Origin of the sequence: Streptomyces sp. NPDC006487 (assembly GCF_042870555.1) — a bacterium.
Lineage (GTDB): Bacteria > Actinomycetota > Actinomycetes > Streptomycetales > Streptomycetaceae > Streptomyces.
On the sequence record NZ_JBIAHN010000013.1, the window covers coordinates 214,341 to 233,510 of the forward strand.

At 72.9% G+C, this 19,170-nt stretch carries 18 protein-coding genes and 1 pseudogene; 13 read left to right on the top strand and 6 right to left on the bottom strand.

Annotated elements, in window-relative coordinates:
- Positions 1 to 240 precede the first annotated feature (240 nt).
- Positions 241 to 1,593, bottom strand: coding sequence for an aspartate aminotransferase family protein (locus tag ACFYM0_RS24110; protein WP_388504656.1), 1,353 nt, complete (start codon positions 1,591 to 1,593; stop codon positions 241 to 243).
- Between the two features lie 166 nt (positions 1,594 to 1,759).
- On the opposite strand from ACFYM0_RS24110, the gene ACFYM0_RS24115 reads away from it, so the two are divergent.
- Entirely contained in the window at positions 1,760 to 2,440 is a 681-nt protein-coding gene (locus tag ACFYM0_RS24115) for a type 1 glutamine amidotransferase family protein (protein ID WP_388504658.1), read from the top strand.
- A 196-nt stretch (positions 2,441 to 2,636) separates the two neighbouring features.
- Entirely contained in the window at positions 2,637 to 3,053 is a 417-nt protein-coding gene (locus ACFYM0_RS24120) for a MarR family winged helix-turn-helix transcriptional regulator (protein ID WP_388504660.1), read from the top strand.
- Here the strand turns inward: ACFYM0_RS24120 and ACFYM0_RS24125 are convergent.
- Positions 3,050 to 3,367 (bottom strand): annotated as a pseudogene (locus ACFYM0_RS24125) (GNAT family N-acetyltransferase); the annotation flags it as partial. The gene ACFYM0_RS24120 and the pseudogene ACFYM0_RS24125 overlap by 4 nt on opposite strands.
- A 238-nt stretch (positions 3,368 to 3,605) precedes the next feature.
- Between ACFYM0_RS24125 and ACFYM0_RS24130 the strand changes: the two are divergent.
- The 8 genes from ACFYM0_RS24130 to ACFYM0_RS24165 all read left to right on the top strand — a co-directional run bounded on the left by ACFYM0_RS24130 (position 3,606) and on the right by ACFYM0_RS24165 (position 12,471).
- Positions 3,606 to 5,315 (top strand): serine/threonine-protein kinase, encoded by a 1,710-nt coding sequence (locus tag ACFYM0_RS24130; protein ID WP_388504661.1) that lies wholly within the window; start codon positions 3,606 to 3,608, stop codon positions 5,313 to 5,315.
- Positions 5,316 to 5,385: 70 nt separating this feature from the next.
- The gene (locus tag ACFYM0_RS24135) at positions 5,386 to 5,835 is read left to right on the top strand and encodes a nuclear transport factor 2 family protein (RefSeq protein ID WP_388504664.1); all 450 of its coding nucleotides are present in this window, start codon (positions 5,386 to 5,388) and stop codon (positions 5,833 to 5,835) included.
- Positions 5,836 to 6,022: 187 nt separating this feature from the next.
- Positions 6,023 to 7,021: an alpha/beta hydrolase gene (locus ACFYM0_RS24140; RefSeq protein WP_388504667.1), complete on the top strand. Its 999-nt coding sequence runs from the start codon at positions 6,023 to 6,025 to the stop codon at positions 7,019 to 7,021.
- Complete coding sequence (locus ACFYM0_RS24145; RefSeq protein ID WP_388504915.1) at positions 7,014 to 8,354, top strand: acyltransferase; 1,341 nt, start codon at positions 7,014 to 7,016, stop codon at positions 8,352 to 8,354. Before ACFYM0_RS24140 ends, ACFYM0_RS24145 begins: the two co-directional genes overlap by 8 nt.
- On the top strand, positions 8,347 to 9,720 hold the full coding sequence (locus ACFYM0_RS24150; RefSeq protein WP_388504670.1) for a sensor histidine kinase: 1,374 nt from the start codon (positions 8,347 to 8,349) through the stop codon (positions 9,718 to 9,720). The genes ACFYM0_RS24145 and ACFYM0_RS24150 overlap by 8 nt, the downstream gene beginning before the upstream one ends.
- Positions 9,717 to 10,391: a response regulator gene (locus tag ACFYM0_RS24155; RefSeq protein WP_388504673.1), complete on the top strand. Its 675-nt coding sequence runs from the start codon at positions 9,717 to 9,719 to the stop codon at positions 10,389 to 10,391. Before ACFYM0_RS24150 ends, ACFYM0_RS24155 begins: the two co-directional genes overlap by 4 nt.
- 89 nt (positions 10,392 to 10,480) lie before the next feature.
- On the top strand, positions 10,481 to 11,806 hold the full coding sequence (locus ACFYM0_RS24160; protein WP_388504675.1) for a sensor histidine kinase: 1,326 nt from the start codon (positions 10,481 to 10,483) through the stop codon (positions 11,804 to 11,806).
- Positions 11,803 to 12,471 (top strand): response regulator, encoded by a 669-nt coding sequence (locus ACFYM0_RS24165; RefSeq protein WP_388504678.1) that lies wholly within the window; start codon positions 11,803 to 11,805, stop codon positions 12,469 to 12,471. The genes ACFYM0_RS24160 and ACFYM0_RS24165 overlap by 4 nt, the downstream gene beginning before the upstream one ends.
- Positions 12,472 to 12,541: 70 nt before the next feature.
- Here the strand turns inward: ACFYM0_RS24165 and ACFYM0_RS24170 are convergent, their stop codons facing one another.
- On the bottom strand, positions 12,542 to 14,128 hold the full coding sequence (locus ACFYM0_RS24170; protein ID WP_388504681.1) for an ABC transporter permease: 1,587 nt from the start codon (positions 14,126 to 14,128) through the stop codon (positions 12,542 to 12,544).
- Positions 14,125 to 15,039, bottom strand: coding sequence for an ATP-binding cassette domain-containing protein (locus ACFYM0_RS24175; protein ID WP_388504683.1), 915 nt, complete (start codon positions 15,037 to 15,039; stop codon positions 14,125 to 14,127). Before ACFYM0_RS24175 ends, ACFYM0_RS24170 begins: the two co-directional genes overlap by 4 nt.
- Positions 15,040 to 15,102: 63 nt before the next feature.
- On the opposite strand from ACFYM0_RS24175, the gene ACFYM0_RS24180 reads away from it, so the two are divergent.
- Complete coding sequence (locus ACFYM0_RS24180) at positions 15,103 to 15,630, top strand: GbsR/MarR family transcriptional regulator (protein ID WP_388504685.1); 528 nt, start codon at positions 15,103 to 15,105, stop codon at positions 15,628 to 15,630.
- A gap of 30 nt (positions 15,631 to 15,660) precedes the next feature.
- A complete protein-coding gene (locus ACFYM0_RS24185) occupies positions 15,661 to 15,804 on the top strand; it encodes a hypothetical protein (protein WP_388504687.1) in 144 nt (47 codons plus the stop codon).
- A gap of 72 nt (positions 15,805 to 15,876) precedes the next feature.
- Here the strand turns inward: ACFYM0_RS24185 and ACFYM0_RS24190 are convergent, their stop codons facing one another.
- Both ACFYM0_RS24190 and ACFYM0_RS24195 read right to left on the bottom strand, forming a co-directional pair.
- The gene (locus tag ACFYM0_RS24190; protein ID WP_388504690.1) at positions 15,877 to 16,599 is read right to left on the bottom strand and encodes a hypothetical protein; all 723 of its coding nucleotides are present in this window, start codon (positions 16,597 to 16,599) and stop codon (positions 15,877 to 15,879) included.
- Between the two features lie 23 nt (positions 16,600 to 16,622).
- Positions 16,623 to 17,606 carry a diacylglycerol kinase gene (locus ACFYM0_RS24195; protein ID WP_388504692.1) on the bottom strand — a complete coding sequence of 328 codons (984 nt, stop codon included), beginning with the start codon at positions 17,604 to 17,606 and terminating at the stop codon, positions 16,623 to 16,625.
- Positions 17,607 to 17,790: 184 nt separating this feature from the next.
- On the opposite strand from ACFYM0_RS24195, the gene ACFYM0_RS24200 reads away from it, so the two are divergent.
- Positions 17,791 to 19,074: an adenylosuccinate synthase gene (locus ACFYM0_RS24200; protein ID WP_327254123.1), complete on the top strand. Its 1,284-nt coding sequence runs from the start codon at positions 17,791 to 17,793 to the stop codon at positions 19,072 to 19,074.
- The last annotated feature ends 96 nt before the right edge of the window (positions 19,075 to 19,170 follow it).

Here is a 19,170-nt window from a genome sequence, read left to right on the forward strand (position 1 = left end):
CCGATCGGTTTGTGGCCGCTATGTGGATTTAGTGCCCGTTATCCGGACGGACGGCGCTTCTCCTCTTGATCATTCACCCCTGCGCGGGGCCCGCTCTGGGCACCCGCGCAGGGTCGTCGTCGCTGCTCCCAGCCTGTTCAGAGGCTGTGCGAGGCCCGTCCGGGCCCGCACCCCCGGCCTCGGTCCCGGGGGTGCGCGTCACGCCCGCTCGCGTCCCGGCAGGCGTCGGCGAGACCTCGGTCAGGCCGAAACGTGCCGGTCGGCGACGGTCAGCGCGTCGTCCAGCAGGGCCAGGCCTTCCTTCGCGTCCGCTTCCGTGATGTTGCACGGCGGGACGACGTGGGTGCGGTTCATGTTGACGAACGGCCACAGCCCGGACGCCTTGCAGGCCGCGGCGAACTCGGCCATCGGCGCGTTGTCGGCTCCCGCGGCGTTGTAGGGAACGAGCGGCTCGCGCGTCTCCTTGTTCCGTACGAGTTCCAGGGCCCAGAAGGTGCCCAGACCCCGTACCTCCCCGACCGAGGGGTGGCGCTCCGCGAGCTCGGCGAGGGCCGGGCCGATCACGTTCTCGCCGAGGTGGGCGGAGTGCTCGACGATGCCCTCCTCCTCCATGGCGTTCATCGTCGCGACGGCGGCGGCGCAGGCGAGGGGGTGACCGGAGTAGGTCAGCCCGCCCGGGTAGGGGCGCGTGGCGAAGGTCTCGGCGATCGCGCCGGAGATCGCGACGCCGCCGAGCGGGACGTAGCCGCTGTTGACGCCCTTGGCGAAGGTGATCAGGTCGGGGGTGACGTCGAAGTGCTCGGCGGCGAACCACTTGCCGGTCCGGCCGAATCCCGACATGACCTCGTCCAGGATGAAGACGATCCCGTAGCGGTCGCAGAGCTCGCGCACGCCGGCCAGGTAGCCGGGGGGCGGGGTCATGATCCCGGCCGTGCCGGGGACCGACTCCAGGATGATCGCGGCGATCGTCGCCGGGCCCTCGAAGGCGATGGTGTCGGCGAGGTGCGTGAGGGCGCGCGCGCACTCCTCGGCCTCGGTGGTCCCGTGGAAGGGCGAGCGATAGAGGAACGGTCCCCAGAAGTGCACGACGCCCGCGGCGGCCGTGTCCGAGGGCCAGCGGCGCGGGTCGCCGGTCAGGTTGATCGCGGCGGAGGTGGCGCCGTGGTACGAGCGGTAGGTGGACATCACCTTCTGCCGGCCGGTGTGCAGCCGGGCCATGCGGACGGCGTTCTCCACGGCCTCGGCGCCGCCGTTGGTGAAGAAGATCTTGTCGAGGTCGCCGGGGGTCCGCTGCGCGATGAGGCGTGCGGCCTCGGAGCGGACGTCGACGGCGAAGCCCGGGGCCAGGGTGCAGAGCCTGGCGGCCTGCTCCTGGATCGCGGCGACGACCTTGGGGTGCTGGTGGCCGATGTTGGTGTTGACCAGCTGGGAGGAGAAGTCGAGGTAGCGCTTGCCGTCGTAGTCCCAGAAGTGCGACCCCTCGGCTTTGGCCACGGCGAGCGGGTCGATCAGGGCCTGGGCGGACCAGGAGTGGAAGACGTGAGCGCGGTCGGCGGCCTTGACGGTGGCGCCCGGGGTGACGTGAGGGGTCATGGCCGCAACCGTAGAAGTGCGCAGGTGGGGAGGGATATCGGCGGTCTGTATGCGGGTGGGGGGCGGGTCTCGGCAGTCTGTCTGGGGAAGTATTGACAGCACGCTGTCATGATGGCAGCCTACTGTCATAGACGCACGGCGACGGCGACACCGGAGGGCGAGCACGATGAGCGAGACCCAGACGCAGACGACGCACGCGAAGACGCAGGCGGAGGACCGGGCGCAGGCGGAGCCCCGCCCCACGGTCCACGTGGCGGTGTACGACACCTACGCCGACTGGGAGACGGGCCACACCACCGCGCACCTGACCCAGCACGGCTACGAGGTCCGCACGGTCGGCGCCACCGCCGGACGGCCCGTCACCACGATGGGCGGCCTCCGCATCCAGCCCGACCTGGCCCTGGCGGACCTGCGCCCCGAGGAGTCCGCCCTCCTGATCCTGACCGGCGCCGCACTGTGGGACACGGGCGACCAGCTGGCTCCCTTCGCGGCGAAGGCCGAGGAGTTCCTGGCGGCGGGCGTCCCGGTCGCCGCGATCTGCGGAGCCACGGCAGGCCTGGCCCGCGCCGGAGTCCTGGACGGACGTACGCACACCAGCGCGGCCCCCTTCTACCTCGGCGGCCAGCCCGGCTACGGGGGCGCCGAGCGCTACGTCGAGGCCGACGCTGTCACCGACGGCGACCTGATCACGGCGGGCCCCACGGAACCGGTGGCGTTCGCCCGCGAGGTCTTCGCCCGTCTCGGGGTGTACGAGCCGCACGTGCTCGACGCCTGGTACCGCCTGTTCCACGACTCGGACGCGAGCGCGTACCCGGTCCTGATGGCGGCGGACCCGAGCAATGCCTGACCAGCCCCCGCCCCGCCCCCGGGGTACGGGGCCGTCGGGGCCGTCGGGGCCGTCGGGGCCGTCGGCCGGAGAACGTCCGCGGGCCGTCGGAGAACATCCGCAGGCGGTCGGCGCGGCTCCGGCGGCGCGCGGCAGAGGCCCGCGGGAGAACCCCCTCCGTACCCGGCAGGACCTCCTGAGCCGCACCGCCCTCGGGGTGTTCCGGCTCAACGGCCAGTTCCTCTCCGTATCGGAGGAGCTGGCCCGCCCGGCCGGACTGACCGCGGCCTCGTGGCAGGTGCTCGGGGCCGTGCTCCGCGAGCCGCTGCCCGTCGCCGGCATCGCCCGGGCCATGGGCATCACCCGGCAGAGCGTGCAGCGCATCGCCGATCTGCTGGCCGCCAAGGGCCTCGCCGAGTACGTCCCGAACCCGGCCCACCGCCGGGCGAAGCTGCTGCGCCCCACGGACACCGGCCGCGCCGCCGTCGCCAGGATCGGCCCGGGTCACGCATCCCTGGCCACCCGTCTCGCGGAGGCCCTCGGGGAAGACGGCTTCGCCGAAACGGTACGGGTCCTGGAACGCCTGACGGCCGCTCTGGACACCCTGCCACCCCCACCGGACACCCCGGCCTAGGCGGGCCCTGCCGGGGGTTGCCGTGCGGGGGCGGGCGGACGCAGTCCCGGCGGGGTGGCGCGCGGGTCGATGACCCAGTGGTTGGCCGACAGGACCCGGTCCGCGAACGTGACATCGCGTGCGGCGACGAAGCGGAAGCCGAGAGAGCGGCAGATGCCGTTCGAAGCGCCGTTGCCCGTCGCGGGAAATGCGTGCACGAGTCCCCAACGGTCCTCGTCCCGAGCCTGTTCCAGCAGGATGCGGACGGCCCGTTTGGCCAGTCCGCGCCCCTGGTGTTCGGGCAGGACCATCCAGCCGATCTCCGACACGGGCCCCCGGATCGTCCCGCCGCCCCGGCCGGCACCCCGCGGAGCGGTCCCGCTTCGATCCAGCGTGCCAACACGCGCTGCCCGTACGCCTGGTGCAATTCCTGTACCGGGTGTGTCCTGGATTCCGGCAGCCCCGCCTCCATGGCCGGCGCGCGGCAATCCCGCCCCCGCCCCCGCAACCGGCATCGCGCCCCGCCCCACTATTGTCGGGCTCCGGCGAGTCCCAGGGGGAGGACCACCTGTCATGGAACAACTGCACTCGCGCGATGCCGAACACATCGGTCCGTACCGCCTGCTCGCACGCCTCGGAACCGGCGGAATGGGCCAGGTCTACCTCGGCCGCGCCGAAGAGCACGACCCCGGCACGGTCACCGGCACCGGCACCTCCCCCGGCGCGGCCACCCGCACCGGCACCCGGACCCGCCCCCGCGCGGGCACCCGCACCGCCGCCGTGAAGCTGATCCACCCCCACCTGGCCGCCCACCCCGACTTCCGCACCCGCTTCCGCCGCGAGGCCGACGCCGTCCGCCTCGTCGGCGGGGACTGGACCGTCGCCGTCCTCGACGCCGACCCCGACGCGGAGATCCCCTGGCTGGCCACCGCCTACATCGCCGGGCCGAGCCTGCGCCAAGCCGTGGGCCGCGACTTCGGACCGTTGCCGGCCGGCTCCGTACGGGTTCTGGGCGAGGGGCTCTCGTACGCCCTCCAGGACATCCACCGGGCCGGACTCGTCCACCGGGACCTGAAGCCCGGCAACATCCTGCTCACCGCCGACGGCCCCCGCGTCATCGACTTCGGCATCGCCCGGGCCCTGGGTGCCACCGCCGACCCCGCCCTCACGCAGACCGGCGAACTCCTCGGCTCCCCCGGCTTCCTCGCCCCCGAACAGATCAAAGGCACCCCCGTGACCCCGGCCTGCGACGTGTTCGGCCTCGGCTCGGTCCTCGCCTACGCCGCCACCGGCCGGCTGCCCTTCGGGGACCCGGACCAGCCCGGAGGCATCGCCGCGCTCCTGCTGCGCGTCACCGAAGCGGAACCGGACTTGGCCGGCGTACCGGCCGACCTGCGTGACCTCGTACGCGACTGCCTGCACAAGGACCCGACCGCCCGGCCCGCCCCCGCCGAAATCCTCGACCGGCTCGCAGCGGGCCGGAAGGACACCCCGGGGTCCTGGCTGCCCGCACCCCTCGTCGTGCGGCTCGGGCAGCACGCCATAGCCCTGCTGGACCGCGTGGACGCCGGCCCGGACCGGCCCGAGCGCGCGGTCGTGCCCGCCCAGCGCACCACGGAGGAACCGGGCCGGTCCGCGCCGAGCCCCGCGCCCGCCCCGACGCTCACTCCGGTGCCCGGGACGGACCCGGACCCGGACCCGGACGCGGACCCGGTCCCGGGTACCAGCCCCTTCGCCGGCGCCCGCTCCCGGCCCGCAGCCTTCTCGACGGCCCTGCTCGTCGCCGTCGCCGCGGTCGTCGCCGTCGCGGCGGGCGGCACGGTGTACACCGTCATGAGCGGATCCGGCGACGGTTCGACCCGCTCCCGCCCCGGCGCCGCCCCGGCCGGCTCCTCCGGCCCGCGGAGCACCGGGGACGCGACCGGTGCCGGCACCACTCCCTCCCCCTCCGTCACGCCGGCCACGCTCCCCGAGGCCTACGCCGGCACCTGGCGGACCACCTACGGCGACCAAAGCTGGCAGCTCACCCTCGCCCCCGGAACGACCGGCTCCCCCGTGATGTCCCTGACCCTCCGGGCCCCCGGACTCAGCTGCGCCTGGACCGCGCCGCTGCGCTCCGCCACCACCGACAGCGTCGGGCTCGACCCGTCCACGGTGATCTCCGGCGCCCCGCCGTCCTGTTCGCCGGGCGGGCGGAGCACACTGCGGCTGCTTCCCAACGGGAACCTGGTGCGGGAGCTCGACGGCAGCACCGCCCTCCCGCTCACGTACCGGCGGCGCTGATTATGTCGATGTCAATAAGCCTGTAAGCAAAGCTTGTTGCATTCCGCGGCGCCCCCGCACACTGCGGCACATGGAGCCGTTGAGGGTAGTGGCACGACTGTGGGAGCGGATCGAGGCACGCGACTGGGACGGAGTGGCCCTGCTGATCGCCGAGGACGCGGTGATCGAATGGCCCGTGAGCAGCGAACGCATCGTCGGTCGCGCCAACTTCATCGCCGTCATCAGCGACGACGACTACGCGGACGAGAGATCCGTCGACGTGCTCCGGATCCTCGCGGACGGCGATCTCGTCGTGACCGAGGTGGAGATACCCCAGGACCACGTCGTCTACCGCGCCGTCTCCCTGTGGACCGTACGGAACGGGCAGGTGGCCGGTGCCCGGGAGTACTGGACCAGCCCCGGCCAGGACCCGGCACCGCGCTGGCGTGCCGGTTTCGTCGAACCGCTCGTGGATCCGCTCGTGGATCCGCTCGTGGATCCGCTCGTGGATCCGCTCGCCGAGTTCCTGGCGGTGGACTGAGCGAGCGAGCCGCACCCAACGGGCGGGGCCTGCCTGCCCCCTGAGTAAGCCCTGTCATACCTGAGAGCTACCTGGGAAGTGGGCTCCCCAGTGGGACGCCGACGAGGGCTCCCGATTCCTAACTTCGTGACCAGAGAACAACGCAACGCACCAACGCCCCCTCTGGCACGAGTGAAGGACCGGATCCATGAGCCGCCGACCCCGACCCACCGCACGCCCCGACGGCCGCAGCAGCGGCCGTCTGCGCCGCACGCTGCTGGCCGGACTCGTCGCCGCGGCCGTGGTGTTCCCCGTTTCCGCCGCCGCTTCCCCCGATGTCCCCGCGCCGGCCCCCTCGGTCCTCGGGGAGGGCGCCGCCCTCCCCGACCGGTACGCAGCCCATCTCGCCGACCTCGCCGAGGCGGCCCGTACCGCGGAGAACGCCGGGCGTGCCGGCCGTGCGGCGAAGCTCCGGGCGATGGAGGCGGGCGGCGACGCCCGGTTCCTCGTCTTCGACGGGCGCGGCAAGGGCCGGGCGATAGAGGTGTTCGGCGACCTGGAGACCGCCGACCGGGTGGCGGTCCTGGTCCCCGGGTCGGACACGACGCTGGACACCTACCAGAGGTTCCGCGCCGGGGCCGTCGCCCTTCAGCAGCGCCTACGCGCCGAGCACCCCCGCTCCGCCGTGGTCGCCTGGCTCGGGTACGACACCCCCGGCACGGTCAGCCCGGCCGTCCTGACCACCGGCCGCGCCGACGAGGCCGCCGCCGAACTGGGCTCCTTCCTCCCCCGGTTGGCCCGGCTGGCCGCCCCGGAGGCCCGCCTCTCGCTCCTGTGTCACTCCTACGGGTCCGTCGTCTGCGCCCGTACGGAGACGGGCCCCGAGGTCACCGACATCGCACTGTTCGGCAGTCCGGGCACGGGAGCCGAATCCGCCGCGGACCTGCCGACCCGGGCCCGGGTCTGGGCCGGCCGGGGCGGCGACGACTGGATCTCCGGTGTCCCGCACGTCCGCGTGGGCGGGATCGGGTTCGGCGCCGATCCCGTGGACCCGGCCTTCGGGGCCCTGCCCTTCGCGGCGGGCTCCGGCGGCCACAGCGACTACCTCAAGCCGGGCAGCGAGTCCCTGAACGGCCTGGCCGGGATCGTGCTCGGCTCCTCCCCGTCCGCCCCCGCTGCTCCGGAGGTCTCCCGTGCGCGTGCGTGAACCGCAGACCCGCTGGTCCGTTCTCGCGGACCGCATCGACGCAGGAACCCCGGCCCACCGGGACCGGGCCGTGGACGCGCTCCGGGCCTTCGCCATCCTCGGCGTGGTACTGGGCCACTGGCTGGTCACCGCGCTGACCAGCGCCGACGGCAGCCTCAGCACCACCAGCCCGCTGGCCCACATGAGCGGACTGGCCCCGGTCTCCTGGGTGTTCCAGACCCTGGCCGTCTTCTTCCTGGTCGGCGGCCATGTCGCGGCCCAGGGGTACGCGTCGGCGCGCGACCGCGGAGTCCCGTACGGGCCGTGGGTCCGCCAGCGTCTCGGCAGGCTGTTCCGGCCGGTCGCCGCCGTTCTGGTCCTCTGGAGCGTCGCCGCCGGTGGCATGCTGCTCGGCGGCGTCGGGACGGACACCGTCCGGACCCTGCTCAAGCTCGTCCTGTCGCCCCTGTGGTTCCTCCTCGTCTTCGCCGCACTCACCGCCGCGACCCCGCTCGTCGCCCGGCTGAGCCCGCTGTGGCCGCTGGCCGTGGTGGCCTCGGTCGATGTCTGGCGCTTCGGGTTCGGCGGGCCTGAATGGATCGGCTGGGTCAATGTGGCCGCCGGCTGGCTGGTGCCCTACACCCTGGGCGCGGCCTGGTCCCGGGGCGCCTTCGCCCGGCGCACTGGGGCCGCCCTCCTGCTGGGCGGCGGGATCGCCGCCACGGCCGCACTGATCCTCTGGGGCGGGTACCCGGCCTCGATGGTCGGTGTCCCCGGGGCCGCGATCTCGAATCTGAACCCGCCGACGCTGGCCGCCGTGGCGTTCGGCCTGGCCCAGTGCGGGCTGGCACTGCTGCTCCGGGGGCCGCTGACCCGGGTGATGAGCCGGCCGCGGGCCTGGGCGAAGGTGGCGCTGGTGAACCTGTCCGCCATGACGATCTTCCTGTGGCACCAGACCGCGATGATGGCCGTCACCGCGCTGGGGCTGCTGGTCTCCACCGATCTGCCCGGCCTGCACACCGTGCCCGCCTCCGCGCAGTGGATAGCCGTCCGGCTGCTGTGGCTCCCCGCGTTCGCTGCCGCGCTGGCGGTCTGCTGGGCCGCCTTCCACACCTACGAACAGGTCGGCAGCCGCCCCGGCGGCCGGACCCGGCGCGGATCCTCCGGGACTCCGGCCACCCCCTCCCGGATCGTCGCCTCGTCCACTGCCACTGCCACTGCCACTGCCACTGCCCCGGCCCCGGCCCCGGCCCCGGGGAACGCTTCCCCCAACGCCCTCACCGGTTCAACTCCGGCCGGTGAAAGCACAGTCACCGGCCCGCTGGCTCCCGCCAAGGAGACCCTCCATGCCTAGGCTGGACGATGTGAACGAGCAGAGCGAGCCCCCGACCCCGGCCCCGGGCCCGGCCCAGAACGCCGCCTCGGCCGTGGTGGCGGGCGTGGCCCGGGGGCTCCTGGACCTGAAGGCCGATCCCCTGCCGAGGATGTCGAAACCGCGCTGGCTGGCCTGGCTCCCGCACGTGGTGCTCCTCTATCTGGCGGCCGCCTTCTTCGCCGTCACCACGGAGCAGCTCAGCAATCACTACGAGGTCCACGGCTCCGTCCGGTCCCTGCTGGCGACCATGGTCGGCGGGTCCATCGTGATCGCGATGCGGTGGCCGATGGCCGGGTACTGGCTCGGCCTGACCGCGGCGGGCTTGGTCGCCGGGCAGATTCACGGCCACGTCGGGCAGGGCCAGAGCTGGCCGTGGATGCCGGCCGGGATGTTCGCCTTCGCCCCGGTGCTGCTACTGGTGTCCCTGCGGGTGCCGCCCCGGGTGACCGTCGGGGCGGTGACCGTCGTCGTCGGCGCCACCGGTCTGGCCGAGGCCTTCTTCAGGCCCGAGAACAGCGGCACCGGCACCCCCGGGGCCGTCCTCCTCTTCGCCTTCACCGGGCTCCTCGGCTACGCCCTGCGCGCGACCCGGCTGACCCGCACGCAGCTCGTCCGGCAGGAGACCCTCACCGAGGAGGAGCGCGCCCGGCGCACCCTGCTGGAGGAGCGCAGCCGGATCGCCCGCGAGCTGCACGACGTCGTCGCGCACCACATGTCGGTGATCTCCATCCAGGCACAGGTGGCCCCCTTCCTCGTGGAGAACCCGTCGGAGGAGCTCAAAGAGAACCTGGCCGGGATCCGTGCGAACGCCGTGGAAGCGCTGACGGAGTTGCGCCGCGTCCTGGGGGTGCTGCGTTCCGAGCAACCCGACGAGGACGGCGGTCCGCACCATCCACAGCCCACCCTGGCCGAACTGGACGGCCTCGTGGACAACGTGCGGGCCGCCGGGCTCGATGTCACCACCGAGATCGCGGGCATCCGCCGCCCGTTGTCCCCGGGGGTGGAGCTCACCGCCTACCGGATCGTTCAGGAGGCCCTGAGCAACTGCCTGCGCCACGCGCCCGGCTCCCGTGTGGAGGTCGGCATCGCCTACGGACCCCGCGATGTGCACCTGTGCGTCGCCAACAGCGCGCCCACCCGGCCGGCCCCGCCGACCATGGGAGCGGGGCACGGGCTGCTGGGGATGCGGGAGCGAGCGGGCATGCTGGGGGGCGAGCTGGCCGCCGGCCCCCGCCCCGACGGAGGGTACGAGGTGAGCGCCGTGCTGCCGATGGATCCCGTGTCCCCGGGCGGCGGTCCTTCCCCCGCTGCCGAGACGACGAAGAAGACGAAGAAGGAGTCATGACTGCTGCCCCGATCAAGGTGATGATCGCCGACGACCAGATGATGGTCCGCCAGGGCTTCACCGTGCTCCTCGACGCCCAGCCCGACATCGAGGTGGTCGGTCAGGCCGTAGACGGTGCCGAGGCCGTGGCCAAGGTCGCCGAGCTGGCCCCGGACGTGGTGCTGATGGACATCCGGATGCCCGGGATGGGCGGTATCGAGGCCACCTCCCTCATCACCGCCGCCCCGGGCTCCGCGGTGAAGGTGCTCGTGCTCACCACCTTCGACCTCGACGAGTACGTGTACGAGGCGCTGCGCGCCGGCGCCTCGGGGTTCCTCCTCAAGGACGCCTCCGCCGATCAGCTGGCGGAGGCGGTCCGCGTGATCGCGGCCGGGGAGGCCCTCCTCGCGCCGAACATCACGAAGCGGCTGATCACCGAGTTCTCCCGGCTGGGAGCTCCGAGGGCGCCCTCGAAGGCGCGGATCGACGAGCTGACGGAGCGGGAGACGGAGGTCCTGTCGCTGGTCGCCCAGGGCATGTCGAACGCGGAGATCGCCGATCACCTGATCCTGGCCGAGCAGACGGTGAAGACGCACGTGGGCCGGATCCTGGTGAAGCTGGGCCTGCGGGACCGCACACAGGCGGCGGTGTTCGCGTACGAGACGGGCCTGATCCGTCCGACGGGCTACTGAAGCGGCCCCGGTAGTACTTGAGGGGGACCCCGGGAAATCCCCTTCAGCGGCGACGCGGACCAGGCCAGGGCCCACCTACCGTGGGGAGCATGACCGAGACGACCCCCGGGGCGACCCCCCGGACACCAGAGATCCGGCTGGCTTCGGGCCTCATCCAGAGCCTTCGCCAGGCTCTGATCACCGACGCCTTCGCCTACCGCCCACTGCCCCCGATGCGCACGGACGGGCCGCTGATCCGGCGACTCCCGCAGCGGATACGGGTGGAGGCCGCACAGCTGCCGCACGCGGTCGTCTGCACGGTGGCCTTCTTCATCGTGGTCTTCGCCACCGTCACGAGCGGGCTGCCCCAGGCCGTCTCCCTGGTGATGGGGCTGCTGGCGGGTCTCCCGGTGGTGCTGACCCTGGTCCGGCCGGTCGCGGCGTTCTGGGCGGCCATGGCGGTCACCCTGATCTTCTCGCTCCCCAATCAATGGGATCCCAACTGGCCCTGGATTCCCGTCACGTTCGCCTCGTACCTGGCGACGGTGACCCTGGTGGCCATGCGGACCAGGCCTCGGACCGCGGGCTGGATGTGGCTACTGACCGTGCTGCTCGGCAGCGGGATATCCATCGTGCTCGGCCGGGGCCAGACCCTCAACATCGGGCCGATGGCCTTCGCCTCGGCGATCGCGCTGCTGGCCGTGAGCATCCGCACGATCCGCAAGCAGGCGGAGCAGGAGGTCACCGCGCAGCAGGAGGTCACCGCCGTGGAGCGGGACCGGCGGACCCTGCTGGAGGAGCGGACCACGATCGCACGGGAGCTCCACGACGTGGTGGCCCACCACATGTCGGTGGTGGCCATCCAGGCAGAGGCCGCGCCCTACCGGGTGAAGAATCCGCCGCCGGAGCTGGAGGCCGCGTTCGTCACCATCCGGGAGAACGCGGTGGCGGCCCTGACCGAGCTGCGCCGGGTGCTGGGCGTCGTCCGCTCCGCGGACTACGAGGCGCCGGACGCCCCGCAGCCGACGCTGGCCTCGCTGGACGGTCTGCTGGCCAATGTGCGGGAGGCCGGGCTGAGCGTGGACAAGACGGTGACGGGCGCGGTGCGCGAGCTGCCTCCGGGGGTGGAGCTTTCCGCCTACCGGATCATCCAGGAGGCCCTGAGCAACTCTCTGCGGCACGCGCCGGGCGCCTCCGCCGGGGTCGAGATCTCGTACGTGCTGGGCGGGCTGGGCCTGCGCATCGTCAACGAGGCCGGCACCGAAGATGTGCGGCCCTCGCCGGGGGCAGGGCAGGGGATCACCGGGATGCGCGAGCGGGTGGCCATGCTGGAAGGTGAGATGACCGCCGGGGAGCGGTCCTCCGGAGGGTTCGAGGTGGCGGTGTTCATACCCGTGGCCGGCAGCCGCCCGGAAACGGCGAAGGATCCGGCATGACGATCCGAGTGCTCATCGTCGACGATCAGATGATGGTCCGTGAGGGATTCTCCGTCCTGCTGAACGCGATGGACGGCATCGAAGTGGCCGGGGAGGCGGTGAACGGGCGGGAGGCCATCGCCCAAGTGGCGGCGCTGAAGCCGGATGTGGTGCTGATGGACATCCGGATGCCGGAGATGAACGGCCTGGAGGCGACCCGGGAGATCGTGGCCGCCGACACGGACGCGAAGGTGCTGGTCCTGACGACCTTCGACCTCGACGAGTACGTGTACCAGGCACTGCGGGCCGGCGCCTCCGGGTTCCTCCTCAAGGACGCCTCCGCCCGTCAACTGGCCGATGGGGTGAGGGTGGTGGCTGCCGGGGAAGCCCTGCTGGCCCCTTCCGTGACCAAGCGGCTGATCACGGAGTTCTCGAAGTTGTCGGACACCCGGCCGCAGGTGGGTTCCGCGGGGGTCACGGAACTGACGGAGCTGACGGAGCGGGAGACCGAGGTGCTGGTGCTGATCGCCCAGGGGCTGTCCAACGCGGAGATAGCCGATCGCCTGATCATCGCCGAGTCCACGATCAAGACGCACGTGAGCCGGATCCTGGTGAAGCTGGGACTGCGGGACCGCACACAGGCGGCGGTGTTCGCGTACGAGACGCGGCTGGTGACCCCCGCTTAGGCCGCTCCGAAAAGTTGTCCACAGCTGTGGACAACTTTTCGGAAGATAGTGGATCAAGGGACATCGGGGCTCAGGCCATCAGGTCCCGGCGGCGCAGGGCGGTCAGGGCAGCGGCCAGGAGAGCCGCCGCCAGCGCGGTCAGCATCAGAGGAGGGGCCCAGGTCAGGGCCTCGGAGCCGGGGATCCGGGGCAGGTGCGCGAAGGGGGACAGGTCGAGGACCGCCCGGGGGAGGTTCAGCGCGGGGCCGATCCAGCCGAGGGCCAGCACGGCCCCTGCCACCGCCCAGGCGGCCGACGCGCGGCCGGGGACCGCGCCGTACAGGAGGGCCGCGACGGCCCCGATCACCCACACCGCGGGGAGCTGCACGAGAGCGCCCCCGACGGTCTGCGCGAGGCCCGCGCCATGGCCGAGGCCCAGGCCGAGCCCGCCCAGCAGCAGGATCAGCGCCGAGCCGCCGAAGGCTACGGCCAGATGGCCGGCGGCCCAGCGCAGGCGGCCGACGGCGTTCGCGAGCACGGGTTCCGCGCGCTGCCCCGACTCCTCGGCGCCCAGGCGCAGTACCGACGACACGATGAAGAGGGCCGCCACCAGTCCGAGCATCCCGGCCATCGTCGCCAGGAAGGCGTCGGTGAGGCCGGCCCGGCCGCCCGCGCCGCCCATCCGTTCGACGATCTCCCGGGTCCTGGCGTTGTCGCCGACCAGCTCGGTGGCCCCGTCCGCCATTCCCCCGAAGACCGCTCCGGCCACCAGGAATCCGAGGCTCCAGCCGAGCAGCCCGCCCCGCTGCAGCCGCCACGCCAGCGCCCCCGCACCGGCAAGCCGTCCCTCGGCCGGGCCCGGGCGGACCGTCAGGAAGCTCATGCCGAGGTCGCGGCGGCCGGCGAGCGCGTAGGCCGCGGCCGTCTGGAGGGCGAAGGCCGCCGCGAACAGGACGAGCACCGGCCAGCGTTCGGCCGCGAAGGCCCGTAGGTGCTCCAGCCAGCCCAGCGGCGAGATCCAGGTCAGCGCCGAGGAACCGTCCGCCGAGCCCGCGTCGCCGGCGGCGCGCAGGAGGAAGGCCGCGCCGAGCAGCGCCCCTGCCAGGCCCTTGGCGAGCCGCGCGCCCTCGGTGAGCTGCGCCGTGACGGCGGCCGCGGACGCGAAGAGCATCCCGGTGGCGCCGATCCCGAGACCGAGGGCGAGCGCTCCGCCCGTGCCCCGTCCGGCGAGCCCGGCCGCGATGAGGAGGGCGACCAGCGCGTTGGCGGCGAGGGCCGCCAGCAGCGCCGCCGTCAGCGGGGCCCTGCGCCCCACCATCGCTGCCGACAACAGCTCCTGACGGCCTGTCTCTTCCTCCTCGCGGGTGTGCCGGATCACGATGGTCAGGCTCATGACCCCCGCGAGCAGTCCGGCGAAGACCCCGCCGCGCCAGGCGGTCAGCGCGCCGACCGAATCTCCGAAGGCGGGGCCGTAGAGGGCTCGGAGCGAGCCGTTCGCGCTCAGGGTGGAGAGCAGGCGGGCCCGTTCGGCCGGGGTCCCGTACACCGATTCGAGTGAGGCGGGCAGGCTGAGCACGAGGGCGGCCACGGCCAGGATCCAGACCGGCATCATGACGCGGTCGCGGCGCAGGGCGAGGCGCAGCAGGGTTCCGGTCCCGGCCAGTTGGCGGTGCTTCATCGCAGCTCTCCCGCCTCGTCGTCCCGGGCGTAGTGGCGCAGGAAGAGCTCTTCGAGGGTCGGCGGGGTCGCGGTCAGGGACCGCACCCCCGAGGCGGCCAGCGACCGCAGTACGGCGTCCAGCTTGTCCGTGTCGGCCTGGAGGCGGATCTTCCGGCCCCGTACTTCCACGTCGTGGACGCCCGGCAGGTGCGCGAGCCCGTTGGGCGGTCCGGCGAGCTCGGCGCTGATCGACGTACGGGTGAGGTGGCGCAGTTCGGCGAGGCTGCCGGTCTCGACCGTCCGGCCCTTGCGGATGATGCTGACCCGGTCGCAGAGGGTCTCGACCTCGCTGAGGATGTGCGAGCTGAGCAGGATGGTGCGGCCGGCGGCCCGGGCCTCGGAGACGCAGCTGCGGAAGACCTCCTCCATCAGCGGGTCGAGGCCGGAGGTGGGCTCGTCGAGGATGAGCAGTTCCACGTCGGCGGCGAAGGCGGCGACGAGGGCGACCTTCTGCCGGTTGCCCTTGGAGTACGTACGGCCCTTCTTGGCCGGGTCGAGTTCGAACCGCTCGATCAGCTCGGCTCGGCGCGCCCGGTCGAGGCCCGCGCGGCCGCCGCGCAGGCGTCCGTAGAGGTCGATGACCTCCCCGCCGGAGAGGTTGCGCCAGAGGGTGACGTCGCCGGGTACGTAGGCGATGCGGCGGTGCAGTTCGACGGCGTCGGCCCACGGATCGCCGCCGAGCAGCCGGGCGAGGCCGGAGTCGGCGCGCAGCAGGCCGAGCAGCACCCGGATCGCGGTGGATTTGCCGGCGCCGTTGGGGCCGAGGAATCCGTGCACCTCTCCGGTGGTGACCTCGAGATCGAGGCCGTCCAGTGCGTGGGTGCGGCCGAACGCTTTGTGGAGTCCGGCGACGCTGATTGCCTTCGTCATGATTCCGAACGTACGCTTCTTTCACAATTTTGTGAAGGTCGGGAATCGCGTAAAGTCGGGAGGGTGGCTGAAGACGTGAACGACTCCGGGAACGACGACGTGAAGAGCGATGCGGACACCCGGGACGAGGAAGCGGTCTCCCGCTTCGTCGAGCGGTTCGCCGCGCAGCTGACCGAGGCGGGGATGCAGCGGATGGCGGCGCGCGTCTTCGCCCGGCTGCTCGCGAGCGACGGCGGCGCGATGACCTCGGCGGAACTGGGCGAGGCCCTGCGGATCAGCCCCGCGGCGGTATCGGGAGCCGTCTCCTACCTGTCCCAGGTCAACATGGTCAGCCGGGAGCGCGAACCGGGATCGCGACGCGACCGCTACGTCCTGCACAACGAGCTCTGGTACGAGACCTTCACCCGCCGGGACCAGATCCTGACCCTCTGGGAGAAGACCCTCCGCGACGGCGCGGCCAGCCTCGGCCCCGACTCCCCCGCGGGCACCCGGATCGCCGAGACAGCGGCGTTCTTCGAGTTCATGCAGGCGGAACTCCTGGGCCTGATGGACCGCTGGCGCACGCACCGCGCGACCCTGAACCTGCCGTGACAGGGTCTGCCGGCCGCCCTGGTCAGGCGCGTGACCCAGAAGGCTCCGCTCGCCTCCGCCTTCGGCGACGCCATCACCGCGCCCGCCTGGCGCGCGAAGCCGTCCTGGTACCGGGTCTCCGCCGCGGACCGCATGATCCACCCGACAACGAGCGCCGCATGGCCGCCCGCATGAACCCCCGCAAGACCGTCGAGCTCGACGCGAGCCACGCCTGCCGCGCCTCCCTGCCCGGCCCGGTCTGCGACCTCATCGAGGCGGCCGCCTCCGCCTGAGCCCGCCCCGCCGCCGCAGCCTGCGCGCCCGGCCCAGCTCCCGGGCGCGCGGCGCCCACACCACGGCCCCGGGCCCCGGATCCCCGACCAGCCACACGAGCCGCTCCGTCGGCGGGCCGGAGGCGTCCGGCTCCGCGCCCGCGCCCGGGAGCGGGAGCGGGAGCGGGAGCGGGAGCGGGAGGGCGCCCGGTCCGCCGCGGCGCCGGTCCCGGGGCGTCCGGGGCCCCTGGGGCGCCAGCACCCGCCGCCCCAGGGGCCCCAGGGTCAGCACCCGGCCTGCGCCGTCGCCGCCCAGGGCGAGCAGCGGCGGCAGCCCGCGGCCGCGCAGCACCCGCACGTCGTACGGGGTCCAGCGCAGCCCCGGGGCGCGCAGGAGGCCCCGCACGCGCCGGACCACGTACAGCTCCCGGAGTCCGACGAGCAGCGGCAGGCCCAGCAGCCCGAACAACACCACCCGCAACGGTGCGGGCCTGGTGACGAGGGCTCCGATCAGCGCGGGCCAGCAGAGCACCGGCAGCAGACAGAGCAGCAAGGCATCCTGCCGCCAGTCACCGAGCGCGTCCCGGACGGCCGCCTCCCCGGGCGGCCCGGCACCGCCCGGATCATCCGCCGGACCCGGGACGGGCATGGCTACGGCTACGGCTACGGGCTCGGGTACGGGCCCGGGTGCCTCACCCACGTCCACGGTCTCCGCCACGGCCCCGCCCTCCCTCCCCCTCGTCAGCGCTGCAGCGGCAGTGTCAGCCCCCACGCCCCCGGGTGCAAGGTCCACGTACGGCGGCGGACCGGCCCGGTGATGCCGACGTCCGACCGGTAGCGGAAATCCTCCCCGGACACCGTCACGGCCGACGCCCGCACCCGCACCACCCGGCCGGAACCGGAACCGGACCCTGAACCAGGGCCGGCGTCGGAACCGGCACCGGAGTCCGAGCCGGCTCCGGGGCCGGCGCCGGACCCGGACCCGGAGCCGAGGCCCACCGCCGTGACCGCCCCCATCCGGACCAGTACGTCCGCCAGCCCGTCGCCCTCCCGGGCCGACACGGTGACGCCCTCCACCATCCGGTCCACATCCGCCAGGACCACCCCGTCGGCCTCCACCCGCAGCCGGTGGCCCCCGCCGGATCCGCCCGCGGAGGAAGCACCGGCGGGCGGGCGGGCGAACGTACGGACCAGCGAGCGGTACGCGTTCCACACCGACGGCCCGGCCGGCCGCGGCACGCCACCGGACCCCGGCCGGGACCCCGCCGCCGCCCCTGCGGGCGGCGGCGGGATGCCGATCCCGCCCAGCACCACCCCGTCGCTGTCGTCGACCAGCAGGTCCCGCATGCCGACGGCCCCGTCCAGGACCGCCCGCGCGGCCGACACGGCCGACAGCGGCACGCCGAGCTGCAGCGCCAGTACCAGCGACCCCGCGGGCCCCACCGGAATCAGCGAAACGGCCCCCTCGGACAGCGCCCGCTCCCGGTGCAGAAGCCCGACGGCCCGGACGAGCGCGCGGTCGTCGCCCACGATCACCGGCTGCCGATGACCCCGGCGGGCGAGGGCCCGCGCAAACTCCTCCTGCGAGTCCGGGAGACAAATTTTCGCTGCCGCTCCCGCTGACAGCACATCTTTCGCGATTCGCACGGACTCGCCGTCAAGACGGCGGGCGACCGGGTCGACGAGCACGAGCAGGCCGCCTACCGGCGCGCCCGCATGGCTCATGGTGGGCTCTGGAGCCGACACCTCGGTCCTTCCTCGGGTAGCATCTTTGTGCAAGAGGCCCTTGCGCTATTGCGCCAGGGCCTTCGTCTATTCCGGGGTACCGGTCCGACGGCTCAGCCTGCGGTGTACATCGTCGTACGCCCCCTGACCTTGGACATGCCCCATCCGGAAGAGGTGTACGCCTGTGCCCGCTCTTGTGCTGCTCGGAGCTCAGTGGGGTGACGAGGGCAAGGGAAAGGCCACCGACCTGCTCGGTGGATCCGTTGACTATGTAGTGCGTTACCAGGGCGGCAACAACGCCGGCCACACGGTCGTCGTAGGCGACCAGAAGTACGCACTGCACCTTCTCCCTTCCGGCATCCTCTCCCCCGGATGCACCCCGGTCATCGGCAACGGTGTCGTCGTCGACCCGGCCGTCCTGCTCTCCGAGCTGCGCGGCCTGAACGAGCGCGGCATCGACACCTCAAAGCTGCTGCTCAGCGGCAACGCGCACCTGATCACGCCGTACAACGTCACCCTCGACAAGGTCGGCGAGCGCTTCCTCGGCAAGCGCAAGATCGGTACGACCGGCCGCGGCATCGGTCCGACCTACGCGGACAAGATCAACCGCATCGGCATCCGCGTGCAGGACCTCTACGACGAGTCGATCCTCACCCAGAAGGTCGAAGCGGCGCTGGAGGGCAAGAACCAGCTCCTCGCGAAGCTGTACAACCGCCGCGCGATCGACCCGGCCCAGATCGTCGAAGAGATGCTCCAGTACGCGGAGCAGATCAAGCCGTACGTCGCCGACACCACCCTGATCATCAACAACGCGCTCGACGAGGACAAGGTCGTGCTCTTCGAGGGCGGCCAGGGCACGCTGCTCGACGTCGACCACGGCACGTACCCCTTCGTCACCTCCTCGAACCCGACCGCCGGTGGCGCCTGCACCGGTGCGGGCGTCGGCCCGACGAAGATCAGCCGCGTCATCGGCATCCTGAAGGCGTACACGACCCGCGTCGGCTCCGGCCCGTTCCCGACCGAGCTGTTCGACGCGGACGGCGAGGCCCTGCGCCGCATCGGCGGCGAGCGCGGCGTGACCACCGGCCGCGACCGCCGCTGCGGCTGGTTCGACGCCCCGATCGCCCGCTACGCGACCCGCGTCAACGGCCTGACGGACTTCTTCCTCACCAAGCTGGACGTGCTGACCGGCTGGGAAGAGATCCCGGTCTGCGTCGCGTACGAGATCGACGGCAAGCGCGTCGAGGAGCTCCCCTACTCGCAGTCGGACTTCCACCACGCGAAGCCGATCTACGAGAACCTCCCCGGCTGGTCCGAGGACATCACCAAGGCCAAGACCTTCGCGGACCTCCCGAAGAACGCCCAGGCGTACGTCAAGGCCCTCGAGGAGATGTCGGGCGCCCCGATCTCCGCGATCGGCGTCGGCCCCGGCCGCACCGAGACGATCGAGATCAACTCGTTCCTCTAGGCGGTACCCGCACCAAGCCCGAAGGGGCGGCCCGAACCGGCCGCCCCTTCGGCGTACCCGAGGTCCGCAAGGAGATGCCCGCCCGGGTGCAGGCGT

What these genes read in the sequence shown, in the direction of transcription:
- ACFYM0_RS24110 (WP_388504656.1), bottom strand. Translation starts at nt 1,593, where the DNA reads ATGACCCCTCACGTCACCCCGGGCGCCACCGTCAAGGCCGCCGACCGC.
- ACFYM0_RS24115 (WP_388504658.1), top strand. Translation starts at nt 1,760, where the DNA reads ATGAGCGAGACCCAGACGCAGACGACGCACGCGAAGACGCAGGCGGAG.
- ACFYM0_RS24130 (WP_388504661.1), top strand. Translation starts at nt 3,606, where the DNA reads ATGGAACAACTGCACTCGCGCGATGCCGAACACATCGGTCCGTACCGC.
- ACFYM0_RS24135 (WP_388504664.1), top strand. Translation starts at nt 5,386, where the DNA reads ATGGAGCCGTTGAGGGTAGTGGCACGACTGTGGGAGCGGATCGAGGCA.
- ACFYM0_RS24140 (WP_388504667.1), top strand. Translation starts at nt 6,023, where the DNA reads ATGAGCCGCCGACCCCGACCCACCGCACGCCCCGACGGCCGCAGCAGC.
- ACFYM0_RS24150 (WP_388504670.1), top strand. Translation starts at nt 8,347, where the DNA reads ATGCCTAGGCTGGACGATGTGAACGAGCAGAGCGAGCCCCCGACCCCG.
- ACFYM0_RS24155 (WP_388504673.1), top strand. Translation starts at nt 9,717, where the DNA reads ATGACTGCTGCCCCGATCAAGGTGATGATCGCCGACGACCAGATGATG.
- ACFYM0_RS24160 (WP_388504675.1), top strand. Translation starts at nt 10,481, where the DNA reads ATGACCGAGACGACCCCCGGGGCGACCCCCCGGACACCAGAGATCCGG.
- ACFYM0_RS24165 (WP_388504678.1), top strand. Translation starts at nt 11,803, where the DNA reads ATGACGATCCGAGTGCTCATCGTCGACGATCAGATGATGGTCCGTGAG.
- ACFYM0_RS24170 (WP_388504681.1), bottom strand. Translation starts at nt 14,128, where the DNA reads ATGAAGCACCGCCAACTGGCCGGGACCGGAACCCTGCTGCGCCTCGCC.
- ACFYM0_RS24175 (WP_388504683.1), bottom strand. Translation starts at nt 15,039, where the DNA reads ATGACGAAGGCAATCAGCGTCGCCGGACTCCACAAAGCGTTCGGCCGC.
- ACFYM0_RS24195 (WP_388504692.1), bottom strand. Translation starts at nt 17,606, where the DNA reads ATGAGCCATGCGGGCGCGCCGGTAGGCGGCCTGCTCGTGCTCGTCGAC.